At 63.6% G+C, this 12,725-nt stretch carries 10 protein-coding genes; 3 read left to right on the top strand and 7 right to left on the bottom strand.

Annotated elements, in window-relative coordinates; all coding sequences use genetic code 11:
* Window positions 1-32: 32 nt before the first annotated feature.
* From murJ to ACSQ84_RS08855, 5 genes are all read right to left on the bottom strand, one after another.
* Window positions 33-1,559 carry a murein biosynthesis integral membrane protein MurJ gene (murJ, locus tag ACSQ84_RS08875; RefSeq protein ID WP_436211299.1) on the bottom strand — a complete coding sequence of 509 codons (1,527 nt, stop codon included), beginning with the start codon at window positions 1,557-1,559 and terminating at the stop codon, window positions 33-35.
* A 94-nt stretch (window positions 1,560-1,653) separates the two neighbouring features.
* Entirely contained in the window at window positions 1,654-2,805 is a 1,152-nt protein-coding gene (locus tag ACSQ84_RS08870; protein ID WP_436211298.1) for a DegT/DnrJ/EryC1/StrS family aminotransferase, read from the bottom strand.
* Between the two features lie 31 nt (window positions 2,806-2,836).
* Entirely contained in the window at window positions 2,837-3,853 is a 1,017-nt protein-coding gene (locus ACSQ84_RS08865) for a Gfo/Idh/MocA family oxidoreductase (RefSeq protein ID WP_436211297.1), read from the bottom strand.
* A gap of 343 nt (window positions 3,854-4,196) precedes the next feature.
* Window positions 4,197-6,320, bottom strand: coding sequence for a caspase family protein (locus ACSQ84_RS08860; RefSeq protein WP_436211296.1), 2,124 nt, complete (start codon window positions 6,318-6,320; stop codon window positions 4,197-4,199).
* 22 nt (window positions 6,321-6,342) lie between these two features.
* Entirely contained in the window at window positions 6,343-7,272 is a 930-nt protein-coding gene (locus ACSQ84_RS08855) for a DUF4399 domain-containing protein (RefSeq protein WP_436211295.1), read from the bottom strand.
* A gap of 309 nt (window positions 7,273-7,581) precedes the next feature.
* On the opposite strand from ACSQ84_RS08855, the gene ACSQ84_RS08850 reads away from it, so the two are divergent.
* Complete coding sequence (locus ACSQ84_RS08850; protein WP_436211294.1) at window positions 7,582-8,373, top strand: formylglycine-generating enzyme family protein; 792 nt, start codon at window positions 7,582-7,584, stop codon at window positions 8,371-8,373.
* A gap of 173 nt (window positions 8,374-8,546) precedes the next feature.
* Here the strand turns inward: ACSQ84_RS08850 and ACSQ84_RS08845 are convergent, their stop codons facing one another.
* Together ACSQ84_RS08845 and ACSQ84_RS08840 are read right to left on the bottom strand one after the other, a co-directional pair.
* Window positions 8,547-9,959: a mannose-1-phosphate guanylyltransferase/mannose-6-phosphate isomerase gene (locus tag ACSQ84_RS08845; RefSeq protein ID WP_436211293.1), complete on the bottom strand. Its 1,413-nt coding sequence runs from the start codon at window positions 9,957-9,959 to the stop codon at window positions 8,547-8,549.
* Window positions 9,960-9,990: 31 nt separating this feature from the next.
* Window positions 9,991-10,425: a hypothetical protein gene (locus tag ACSQ84_RS08840; protein WP_436211292.1), complete on the bottom strand. Its 435-nt coding sequence runs from the start codon at window positions 10,423-10,425 to the stop codon at window positions 9,991-9,993.
* Window positions 10,426-10,709: 284 nt separating this feature from the next.
* Between ACSQ84_RS08840 and ACSQ84_RS08835 the strand changes: the two genes are divergently transcribed.
* The gene (locus tag ACSQ84_RS08835; protein WP_436211291.1) at window positions 10,710-11,669 is read left to right on the top strand and encodes a lysylphosphatidylglycerol synthase transmembrane domain-containing protein; all 960 of its coding nucleotides are present in this window, start codon (window positions 10,710-10,712) and stop codon (window positions 11,667-11,669) included.
* Between the two features lie 36 nt (window positions 11,670-11,705).
* Window positions 11,706-12,725 (top strand): glycosyl transferase, encoded by a 1,020-nt coding sequence (locus tag ACSQ84_RS08830; protein WP_436211290.1) that lies wholly within the window; start codon window positions 11,706-11,708, stop codon window positions 12,723-12,725.

Below are 12,725 nucleotides of genomic sequence, written 5' to 3'. Positions count from 1 at the left end.
TTGGCGTGGTTCGCCGCCAAGCGCAAACGGGTTTAGCCGCGGATCAGTCTGAAAATCCAGCCTCTGCCGAACAGCACCAGGATGGAAAAACCATAGACAAAAATGCCGGTTAACATAAGTAAGAGCAACGCGAGTTCGTCGCGAAAACTCGTCATTTGAGCGAAATAGAGGGCTGCGAATCGCGCGGTCAGCCAAAGGGCTGCCGCAAGCACGATGCCAGATATCGCGAACTTGGCGAGCGATATGAGCCACTCGCGGTCCAGCTGGAGAAATCCTCTTCGCACTGCAAAACCGAGCACCAACAACAAATTGATCCAGGCGCCGATCGCGGTCGCGAGCGCGAGACCGATCTGGGCCAGCGTGCCCATCAGGGCGACTTTCAAGGCGACGTTGACCGCAACGCCGGTCAGCGCCGCCTTCACCGGGGTTGCGGTATCCTTGCGGGCATAGAAGGTTGCGACCGCGCTGCGGATCATCACGAACGGAATCAGCCCGACCGCATAGGCGGCCAGTGTCGCGCCCGCGGCCGCGGCGTCGGCCTTCGAAAACGCGCCGCGCGCAAACATCGCCCGCATGATCACGTCAGGCACCGTGAGGAACGCGGCGACGAACGGGATCGAAAACAGCAGCGTGAAATCGAACGCCCGCCGCTGCGCCTTGGCGGCGCCGGCGTGGTCTTCCGCCGCCAATCGGCGCGACAATTCCGGCAGCAGCACCGTGCCGATCGCGATCCCGATCACGCCGATCGGCAGCTGGTTGAGGCGGTCGGCGTAGTACAGCGCCGACAGCGCGCCGGCGGCGAGAAACGTCGCGATGATGGTGTCGGCGAACAACGCCACCTGCGTTCCCATCGAGCCGATGGTCGCGGGGCCCAGTGCGCGAAAGAAGGCGCGTACATCCATGTCGAGCCTGGGCACGCTGAATTTCGGCAGGATGCCGTTCCTGGCCGCATCGCCTGCCAGCAGCAGAAATTCGAGGATGCCGGCGATCAGGACGCCCCATGCGGCGGCATAACCGGCACCCGGAAAGAACGCGGCGAGCGCCAAAGTGGCCATCATCGACAGATTGAGAAAGATCGGCGCCGCCGCCGCACTGGCAAAGCGATGCATGACGTTGAGCATGCCGCCGTACAGCGTCACCAGCGTGATCAGCAGCAGATAGGGAAAGGTGATCCGCGTCAGCGCGATCGCAAGTTCGCCGCGCGCCGGATCGTCGGAAAATCCCGGCGCCAGCAGGCCGATCACCTGCGGCATGAACAGCCACGCCACCACGAGCAGCACGATCTGGGCACTGAGCAGCAGCGTGAAGATGCGATCGGCGAACAGTTTTGCCGAGGCCTGGTTCTGCCCATGCAGGTGGGCATAGGCCGGCACGAACGCGGCGTTGAAGGCGCCCTCGGCAAAGATCGCGCGAAAATGATTGGGCAGCCGCAGCGCGACGAAGAACGCGTCCGCGACCGGCCCGGCGCCAAGGATCGCCGCGAGCATGATGTCGCGCGCAAAACCGGTCACGCGCGAAAGAAGCGTATAGCCGCCGACGGTGAAGATGCGCCCAAGCATGAGCCCGCTTCTAGCGCATATTCGGTTCCGATTGCATCAGAACCGAAGCATTTTATTTGAAGCGTTTTCTTCGAAAACGTTATCGCGCCGAAAATCAGGCGGAAAGCGCGCCGCGCACCGCCTGGATGACGCGGTCCTGCGTCGGCTCGTCGAGATAGGCGTGCATCGGCAGGCTGATGACGTCTTCCGAAAGGCTTTCGCTCACCGGCAAGCCGCCGTCCGCGACTGGAAAATCCCGGTACGCGGTCTGCTGATGCATCGATTTGGTGTAGTAGACCGCGGTCGGAATGCCCTGCGCCTTCAGCGCGGCGGCAAAACCGTCGCGATCGGTACCCTTCGGCAGCCGGATGGTGTATTGCGCCCACACCGAGCTGCAGCCGGAGGCAAGCCGCGGCACGGTCACGACATTGCCGAGGCCGCGCGCGTAGCGATCCGCGATGGCGTTACGCGCCGCGATCTCATCCTCGAAAATCTTCAGCTTTTCGATCAGGACCGCCGCCTGCATGGTGTCGAGCCGTCCGGTGAGACCGAGCCGGACATTGTCGTATTTGTCGGAGCCCTGGCCGTGCACGCGAATGCTGCGCAGCGTGTTCGCCAGTTCGTCATCGTCGGTGAAGATCGCGCCGCCATCGCCGTAGCAGCCGAGCGGCTTGGCCGGGAAGAAGCTGGTCGCGGTGGCGAGCCCGAAGGTGCCGAGCTTGCGGCCCTTGTAGCTGGCGCCAAAACCTTGCGCGGCATCGTCTAGCACAAACAACCCTTCGGCCTCCGCGACAGCGCCGATGGCGTCGTGGTCGGCGCTCTGCCCGAACAGGTCGACCACGATCACCGCGCGGGGCTTTAGCCCGCGTTGCCGCGCCGTGGCGATGCCGCGCTTGAGCGAGGCCGGATCCATGTTGAAGGTCTGCTCATCGACGTCGACAAAAACAGGTACAGCCCCCGTGAGCGCCACGGCTTCACCGGTCGCGCAGAACGTGAACGACGGACACAGCACGGCATCGCCGGGACCGACGTTTTTGGCCATCAGCACCATCAGCAGCGCATCGGTGCCGCTGGCGCAGCTCACGACATGTCTGGCGCCACTGAATGCCGCCAGCGCCGTCTCGAGCGTGGTTACTTCCGGGCCATTGATGAACTGGCAGTGGTTGAGCACGCGGGAAACGGCGTCGTCGATCGACTTGCCGAGCCGGCGGCGCTGCGCGGCGATATCGATCAGGGGAATCGGTTCTGGACGCATGTGCTGGTTCATGGAGCCTTGCTGGGAATGAGTTGAACGGGAATCAGCCGACGACGCGGCGCGGACCCTTGCGCGCGGAGGAGGCCGCGGGCCGGGCCGGCGCTTCGAGGCAGCGGATCGCGATTTCGAGGCTGGCGACGCCCTCGTCGCCGGTAACCGCCGGCACATTGCCGGACCTGACAGCATCGAGGAACGCGATCAATTCGGCGCGCAGCGGCTCGTCATGGCCGACCGGCAGATGACGCATCGAATAGCTGCCGTCGGGCTTGAAGCCAAAGCACTCGGTCACCTGACGCGTCAGCAAGTCGCCCATCACATATTTGCCGCGGGTCGCGACCGTGACGTTGCGCGCCTTGAACGGCGTCAGCCAGTTGGTGTTGATGTGGGCGAGCACGCCCGAGGCGGTGCGGAATTGCAGCAGCGCGATGTCCTCGCGCTCGGCGACTGCGCTGGAGAGCTGCGGCTGCACCTCGACGATGTCGGATTCGGTGAACCAGCGGATCAGGTCGATATCGTGCACGGCAAGGTCGATGACGACGCCGACATTCGACATGCGCGGCGGAAATGGCCCGACCCGGGTGATGCCGATCGAAAGGATGTCCTCGCCGGAGATCGCCTGCTTGATTGCCGCGACCGCCGGATTGAAGCGCTCGACATGGCCGACCATCAGCGTGACCCCGGCGCGTTGCGCGGCGTCGACGATGTCCCGCCCCTCCTGCACGGTCGGCGCAATCGGCTTCTCGACCAGGATATGGATTTTGCGCGCGATGCAGGCGAGCGCGACCTCGTGATGCAGATGGGTCGGAGCTGCGATGGTGACGGCATCGACGCCCTCGGCCAGCAATTCCTCGAGAGCTTCGAAAGCGCGGCAGCCGGCGAGTTCGGTGGCGCGCGCGCGGTGTTCCGGCAGCGGATCGACGATGCCGACCAGCGTGATGCCGGGCAGGCCCGCCAGCACGCGGGCGTGGTTGCTGCCCATCACACCGGCACCGATCACGCCAACGCGCAATTCGCGCGTGGCGCCGGACTTCGCATCCGACCCGAACCCTTTGGAACTCATATTGTCGACCCCAACAGACATTTCGTTGCTTTTGAGCACGATCCTTTCGGAAGACCGGTGCCCACCCCGCATCGCGTGAGGCAGGCGCTTTCCGGAATCATGCTCCAACGTCCCCGGTGGGTTCTCTAGCACGCCGCCACAAATGTGGCGAATGCCATCCCTTCTATCCGGACACGTTTTGATTCAAAGAGTTACAGCCCGGGAGACACTTCGACTGGCACACAAAACGGTGATTGGGCAGGGCTCATGCGGGGCTTAGGCCACTGCAATATGGAGGAATTAAGTGCATCGGCCGCTGCCGCGACCGATGCTGGTGGCTAAGGTTTAGTGGCGTTTTTCCTGGCTACCCGCCGGACAGGCTTTCGCGAAGCCGGATGACCTGGGGCCGCAACTGCTCGCAGGCGAGCTCACGCTCGAATCGAACCACATCCTCGCGTGACTGGCTGGCGCGCAGCTTGGCCAGGGTGGCCCTTTCCTCGTCACAGCTTCGGACCTGAACAATCGGCGCGGATTGCGCCGGCTTCGCCCCGGTCGGCGCGGACTGGGCCGACTGGAGGGTCGGCGGATTGGCGGCAACCGCCGGCTCGTTCGGTTTCGCCGCCTCCTTGGCTGCTTCCTTGGCAGCTTCCTTGGCAGCTTCCTTGGGCAGGCTCTCGCGCAGCCGTACGATTTGCGGGCGCAAGCGCTCGCAGCTCAGCTCACGCTCCAACGAAGCCAGATCGGCGTGCGAGGGATTGGCGCGGATCTTGGCAAGTCGAGCTTCGTCCTGCTTGCAGTTCGGTGTGGCTCCGACCGCCGCAACGACGGCCTTCGGCGGCTCCGGCGGCTTCGGGGCGGCTTCTTGTTTTGGCGCAGCCGGCGGCGCTGGCGGCGGCGCGAGAACCACGGCCGGCGGCGGGGTAACTTTTTCAACGATCGGCTTGCTCTGCGCGGCGACGGCTGGCGCCGCATGGGCGACCGCCGAGAGGCTTTCCCGCAACCTCAGGATCTGTGCGCGCAATTTCTCGCAGCTGAGGCTGCGCTCCAACTCCGTGACGGCCTCAAGCGACGGGTTGCTGCGCAACTGCGCCAGCGCGGCCCCGTCGCGATCGCAGGGTTGATCGGCAGCGGCCGGCGCGGCCTGCGGCGGCAGCGTCCGGATCTCAGTGGATATGCCGGCAAGCGACGGCGGCTCCTTCCGGTCGATCGCGGCAATCTTGGTCCGGGCCTGCTCGGCCAGCAACTGCGCAGCCTCTTCCCGCAGCTTGCGTTCCCGCTCGGCCGCGAGTTTCACGCGTTGCTCTTCCTGCGCCTTGGCAGCTTCACGCTCCTTGCGCTCTTTCTCGGCGACGAGCCGCAAGCGCTGCTCTTCCTGCGCCTGGGCGGCCTCGCGCTCCTTACGGACTTTTTCGGCCGCCGCCTGCGCGCGCAAACTCTCCTGCTTGCGCAGCGCCTCTTCCTGCTCGGCCAGTTTGCGCAGCGCGGCTTCACGCTCGGCCTTGCGCTGTTCCTCCGCGAGCCTGGCTGCTTCCCGCTGCCGGGCCTCCAGGTTCTGGCGCTCGCGAATCGCGGCCTCGATGCGCTGGATGCGGTTTTGCGCCTCCGGCACGTAGCTCGACGTCGAGAACTTGGCGATGAAGTCCTGCAGCACGGCGGGATCGGGCGAGTCCTTGATCTTGTCGAACGCGATCCGGTCGGTCTGGTTGAGATAGTAATTGCTCAGCAGCGACACATAGGTTTCCGGCCGCTGGCGGCCGCCGGTCTGGGCGTTGACGTCGGCGGCGACGCGCCGAAACAATTGTTCGATCTCGAGGCCGGGCTCCTTGAGCCGCTTCAGGAAGGCGCTGGTGAACGGGCTGTTGCGGCCGTCGCCGTCGGCGGCGACTTCATCCGCCGCGGTGGCATAGGCCACCACCATGCCCTGGGCCTTGTCGATCTTGGCAAGGCCGCCGCGCACCGCATCGATGGCGCGGCTGTCGCCGGACTTCTTCTTGCGGCGAAGCGCGTTGACGATCGGATTGTTGCGGCAGGCATCGAGGATCACGATCTTGACGCCGTCGCCGCGGTCGAGCGCGGCGCGCACGTCGTCGAGCGGCGTCATCTGGTAACGGAAGCTGATCTCGTCCTCGACTTCGGCATCGGTCGGCATCAGGTAGTTGCGGCCCTGATACTGGACGGCATGACCGGCGTAAAAGAACAGCGCGGCGTCGGCGTCGATCGCCAGCCGGGCGAACTTCGCCATGTTCAAATCGAGATCGCGCTTGTTGGCGTCGATCGCCTGCAACACCTCAAAACCAACGCCGCGCAGCGCGGCGGCGACGTCGGTGGCGTCATTCTTCGGGTTGGAAAGGAACAGGCTCGCATTGCTGTAATTCGAGTTGCCGACCACCAGCGCGACGCGCCGGTCGGCCTTCGCAACGCTGATCGAACAGGTCAGCAGCACGAGACTATACAGAGCTGCAATCCAGATCGGACGACGTGTGCTCATGGCAGGCTCCGAAAGTGCCCCCTTAGTAATAGCGACGATATTTGCGAAACTTCTTCTTCGCGGGCGGACGACCGTTGGCGGTAACCGTGACCGTGATCGGCTCCGACAGCAAAGGCGGATCGTGTGGGATGTGGAGCTCGTCCGCCAGCAGCAATCGCAAGGTATGCTTGCCGAGCGGCAGCGTGATCTTGGCTTCGGTCTGGCCGGCGCCGAAATGCAGATGATTGAAGTCGGCGGGAATCGGCAAATCGAGGTTCGGCACGTCGGTATCGATCAGCAGATGGTGGTGACCGGTGTTGACCTTCTCGAAGCCGGCGGGTGCGACGCCCATGCCGATCAGGCCGAAACGGATGACCGGCGTCGGTGTCACATAGCCGCGATTCTTCGGAAAGACGAAATACACCTTGGCGCCATCAGGAGATTTCTTGCGGCCCGCGCTGACGGGATTGGTCGTGGCGGGCGCCGCCGCCGCCGCCGACGCTGCCGCAGGCATCTGGGAGGCGGTCACCACGCGAATTTTGATCCGCTCGGAGATCACCGGAATCGTATTCGGAATATGGTCCTTGTCGCCGAGCACCAGCTGCAGGGTGTGCTCGCCTTCCGGCAGCGTCACTTCGGCTTCGGTTTGCCCCGCACCAAAATGCAGATGATTGAAGTCGCTCGGTATCGGCTGATCGAGCGGCGGCAGCTCGGTGTCGATCAGCAAATGGTGGTGTCCGGCATTCGCCTTGTCGGAGCCGGCGGGCGCGACGCCCATGCCCTTGAGGCCGAAATTCACGGTGAAAGTGGTCGGAACGGTCTGACCGTCCTTGAGACCAACGAAGTAAACGGCCGCACCGGGGGGAGAGGGATTGGGACCACCGACCGGCTTTTGCTGTCCGTGGCCCGTTCCGATCGTTCCTGCCAGCATCAAAAGCGAAACAGCAATTCCGGTCGATACTCTGGAGAACACACACACCTCCTAAAATTACGGCAGGCCGGCTGCCAAAATCTCAAATAACTCAAGAACTGTAATGCGTCTGTGAAATAGTACACTGGATTTGCGCCATTTAATATCGTCCCCTGCCCGGAGCGCCGCGAACGGTCGTTACAAGGCGCACATGCTCACGTCCGCCTGCGGGCGAGCTTTGACAGTACCATAATACCTCCGTCCTAAACGGTCGATAGCGACACTGCGACTTTTGATTTTATGGCGTGTTGCGGGCACGATGGAGCAACAGGCGGCCGCAAGACGACCGGCGCAATTGAGGCCGAGGGTATGATGTTCAGATTTTTTGCATTTTTGATTTTTTTATTCGCCACCGGCCCGGCCGCCGCCCAGACGGCCGCGGCGCCCGAACCCGGCGAGCTGTTTCGCGACTGTCCGGATTGCCCGGAAATGGTCGTGGTGCCGTCGGGCGAGTTTGACATGGGCGGCAAGGACAGCCCCTACGAGGGACCGCCGCACCGGGTCACCATCGCCAAGAACTTCGCGATCGAACGGCGCGAAACCAGTTTCGCCGAGTGGGATGCCTGCGTCTCGGACGGCAAATGCAGGCACCGGCCGGACGATCGCGGCTGGGGCCGCGGCGATCAACCGGTCATCGACGTGAGTTGGGAGGACGCCAAGGCGTTTGTGCTGTGGTTGACGCAGAAGACCGGCCGCAACTACCGCCTGCCGAGCGAGGCCGAGTGGGAATATGCCGCGCGCGCCGGCACCACCACCACCTACTGGTGGGGCAAAGAGGTCGGCAAGTCGAACGCCAATTGCGACAATTGCGGCGACTCGCTGCGCCGGACGATGCGCACCGGATCCTACCGGCCGAACGGCTTCGGGCTCTACGACACATCCGGAAACGTCTACGAATGGGTCGAGGACTGCTGGAACGACAATTACAAGAATGCGCCCAAGGACGGCTCGGCCTGGACGCAGGGCAATTGCCGTCAGCGCGTTTTGCGCGGCGGATCGTTCGCCAACAAGGCCAATACGGTCACGTCGGCGGCGCGCTACCGGTACGATCTCGACGTGCGCTATTTCGCCAATGGTTTTCGCGTCGTGCGGGACGTGCAGTAGTTTCGCTCGGAGCGTTATCGCGTCATCCCCGGGATGAACGCAATTGCGTTCACCCGTAGGTGCGCGCCCTCACGCGCCTCGAAGGATGAGAAGCGCCCGTGGCCCATCCTTCGAGGCTCGCTGCGCTCGCACCTCAGGATGACGTCTGCCGCTTCAACCGAACTCATCCCGCGTTACGTCCGCTGATAATCATCCTCGATGCGGATGATATCATCCTCACCAAAGTAGCTGCCGGTCTGGACCTCGATCAGTTCGAGCTGGATCTTGCCGGGATTTTCCAGCCGGTGCACCGCGCCGATCGGAATGTAGATCGATTCGTTTTCGTGCACGGTCTTGACCAGTTCGTTGACGGTGACGCGCGCGGCGCCGCGCACCACGATCCAGTGCTCGGAACGGTGATGGTGCTTCTGCAGCGAGAGCCGTCCGCCGGGCTTGACGATGATGCGCTTGACCTGATGACGCTCGCCATTGTCGACCGACTGATAGGAGCCCCAGGGCCGGTGCACCTTGATGTGGTCCTCGGTCACCTGCGGCGCCACGGTCTTCAATGTCGCAACCAGCCGCTTCAGCCCGTTGGCGTCCTTTTGCCTGGAAACCAGCACCGCGTCCTGCGTGGCGACCACCACGAGATCGTCGACGCCTTCGAGCGCGACCAGCGCGCGGTCGGTCGTCACATTGCAATTGCGCGAATCCTCGAACACGGCCGCACCGCGCGCGGCGTTGCCCTGCCCGTCCTTGTCGGACAATTCCCACACCGCATGCCAGGAGCCGACATCGGACCAGCCGCAGGCGACCGGCACCACGGCGGTGCGCGACGTCTTCTCCATCACCGCATAGTCGATCGAGATCGACTTGGCGGAAGCGAACGTATCGGTATCGAGCTTGATAAAACCGAGGTCGCTGCCGGCGCTGGCGACGGAGTCAGCCACCGCCCGAACGCTGCCGGCGTCGACCTTGCGATATTCATCGAGCAGCACCGCGGCGCGGAACATGAAGTTGCCGCTGTTCCAGAGATAGCCCGATTTGACATAACCCGCCGCCGTTTCCGCGTCGGGCTTTTCGACGAATTTTGCGACCGCGCGAACCTGCCCCGAGATAACATCGCCGGGGCTGATGTAGCCATATTCGGTGGCGGCACGCTCGGGCTGGACGCCAAAGGTCACGATGTGTCCGGCTTGCGCAGCCGTCAGCCCCTCACGGCAGGCGGCGACGAAGGCTGCGGTGTCGCGCACCACGTGATCGGCCGCCAGCGCCAGGATGATCGCTTCCTTGTCGCGCGTCTGCGCAAATGCGGCACCGGCCGCGATCGCAGGTCCGGAGTCGCGCCGCATCGGCTCCAGCAGCACATCGGCCTCCAGGCCGATCTCGGCCAGTTGTTCGAGCACCATGAAGCGATAGGCATTGTTGGTGATGATGACAGGACGTTCGAACAGCGACGCATCCGATACCCGTATCAGCGTGTCCTGAAACGTCGAACGTGCCCCGAACAAGGGCAAGAACTGCTTCGGATGGACCTCGCGCGAGGCCGGCCACAGTCGAGTTCCGGCGCCGCCGCACATGATCAGGGGAATAATTCGTCGGTCCATCGGTACCTCAAATCCTGTAGTGGTCGTGACGCTAGGCGACAAAGTCGCGGCTGCCGTCGTCGATCGATGTTGCGGCCCTGAAGCCTGCTTCTCGCATCAGATCGGCGAAGGCATCGGTTACGTCTTCGGCTGCATCGGCAACATATCCTTGACCGCAAAGCGGCCAAACTCCTTCTCCGGAACCGCTACCACATGGGGCGGCGCTTCCGGATGACGATCGCCGACCTTGCAGGATCCGCGCCGGACCGTCATCACGACGTACCCGATCGACCAGGCGCATTACTACACGGGTGTCGTCGTCGATATGGGCGAAATCGCGACGCATCTTGCCATGGTTAAAGAGCCCGATCGGCGCTCCCCCGGGAATCGCGCCGGTGCGCGGAAAATTCGTCATATCGGGCCTGATGAAATCCGCGGCACCGGTGACCAATATTGTCTGATCCGACATCACATCCTTGCGAGCCACCGGCCGGCGCCATCGATCCGTTCCGGGCCTCTTTACCCGCCGTGCGGAGGGTGCCGCAATAGCCAGATGTGCGGCGAGCGCCTTTCCGCTGCGATTGAATCGGAATGGGGCTCTAGAGTCTTGATTTGACGGGTTTTCTTGACGCGGACCGGTATCCACTTCGCTGGAAAACGCTCTATTGCCATATTGGCTTTAAAACCATACCAAGGCGGCGAAGTTCGGCGCCTGGCGCCGATTTGCGCCGCTTTTGACCCCCTTTCTCAAACCTGGCAAGCGCCAACGAGATGCGCCGGATCCTGCTTTCGACCGTCAAGATATTGATTTCGGTTGCGCTGCTTTATTTCTCGTTGCGCAAGATCAATCTGTACGATCTCGCCTCGCGCATCCAACTCGAGAGCCTGGGCTGGATCGCGCTGGCGATCGCGATCTCGTTCCTGCAGATTTTCGTCGGCGTGTTGCGATGGCGCGAAATCAGCGCTGAATGCGGCGCGCCGCTCGAGCCCAGGCAGGCGATGCGCTTCAATGTGATCGGCACCTTCTTCAATCAGACGTTGCCGTCTTCGATCGGCGGCGATGCCGTGCGGCTCTGGCTGGTTGCGCGCGCCGGCGCCGGCTGGCGGGCCGCGACCTATTCGATCTTCGTCGACCGTGCCATCGGCCTGATCGCGCTTGCGATCATCATCGTCGCGAGCCTGCCATGGAGCTACAGCCTGATCAGCGACCCCCACGGGCGATCCGCGCTGCTGCTGGTCGATTTTACCGCGCTCGCCGCCGGCGTCGGATTTCTGATCCTCGGCGTCTTGCCGTGGCCCTGGCTGAAGCGCTGGTGGGCGACGCATCACATCCGCGCCTGCGCCGAGATCGCGAACCGGGTCATTTTCAGCTGGGACCGCGGACCGAAAATTGCGGCTCTCTCTCTTCTGGTTCACGTTCTCACCGTGGTCATCGCCTGGTGCGTGGTGCAATCGATCGCCGCGCCCGTGGTGTTCGGCCAGGTCTTTCAATTGATACCGCCGGTCATGCTGATCACGATGCTGCCGATCTCGATCGCCGGCTGGGGCGTTCGCGAAGCCACCATGGGGCTGGCTTTCGGATATGCCGGGTTGATGACGAACGAAGGCGTGAACGTTTCGCTGCTGTTCGGCGCGGTATCGTTCATCGTCGGCGCCGTTGGCGGACTGGTATGGATCTTCAGCGCCGAGAAGGCTGCCCAGGGTGCCGTTGCCATCGAAGTTCCGAAATAGGCCTGCCGCAATCCGCCATCTTCACCGCCGGGTAGAATGATCGATTCCCAATTGTCCCTGTCGCTGCTTGCCGCGGTTCTGGCCGCGCTGCTGTCGGCTGTCCTGATCTGGGCGACCCGGCCGCTGCTGTTGCGGCACGCGCTGGCCGACCCCAATGCGCGGTCCTCGCATCGCCTCCCGACGCCGCAAGGCGCGGGCATCGGCGTGATTATGGCAACGCTGGTCGTCGCCGGGGTCGTCATCATTTTCGCGGGAACGGCGGACGTGAAAATCCCGATCGCGGTTTTCGGCGCGACCCTGTTCATTGCGGCCGTTGGCCTTGCCGATGACGTCAGGTTCATACCGGTGCTGCCGCGGCTGATACTGCAGGGATTGGCCGTCTCCGCCGTGATTTTCGCCGCACCCGATGACTTGCGGATCATTCCGGCCTGCCCGCTCTGGATTGAGCGCGTGCTCACGCTGCTGGCCGGTCTCTGGTTCGTGAACCTGGTCAACTTCATGGATGGCCTCGACCTGATGACGGTGGCCGAAGCGGTGCCGCTCACCGCGGCGGTCGTGCTGCTCGGCTGGCTTGGCGACGCCGCGACATCGACGACGATTGTCGCCGCGGCGCTCTGCGGCGCGCTGCTGGGATTTGCGCCCTTCAATCGCCCGGTCGCCAGAATCTTTCTCGGCGACGTCGGCAGTTTGCCGATCGGCCTCTTGCTCGGCTGGCTGCTGTTGCAACTGGCGTGGCATCAGCAATTCGCAGCCGCGCTGCTGTTGCCGCTGTATTATCTGGTCGACGCCACGGCGACGCTGTTGCGGCGGCTGGTGAAGCGCGAGCCGTTCTGGGCCGCGCATCGCACGCATTATTATCAGCGCGCCACCGACAACGGGTTTACGGTATGGCGGGTCGTCGGCGAAGTTTTCGCGCTCAACCTCGTCCTTGCGGCGCTTGCAGTTGCCGCAACGCGAATCCAGCAAGTCTCGATCCAGGTCATGCTGCTTGCGATCGGCGGGATCCTGGTTGTGTTGGTGATGCGCCGCTTCTCGCAACAACGGACGTCGCCTTAA

Origin of the sequence: Bradyrhizobium sp. LjRoot220 (assembly GCF_964252915.1) — a bacterium.
Taxonomy (GTDB): domain Bacteria; phylum Pseudomonadota; class Alphaproteobacteria; order Rhizobiales; family Xanthobacteraceae; genus Bradyrhizobium.
Note: the sequence above shows the minus strand (reverse complement) of the source record. Positions and strands in the feature narration are given on the sequence as shown.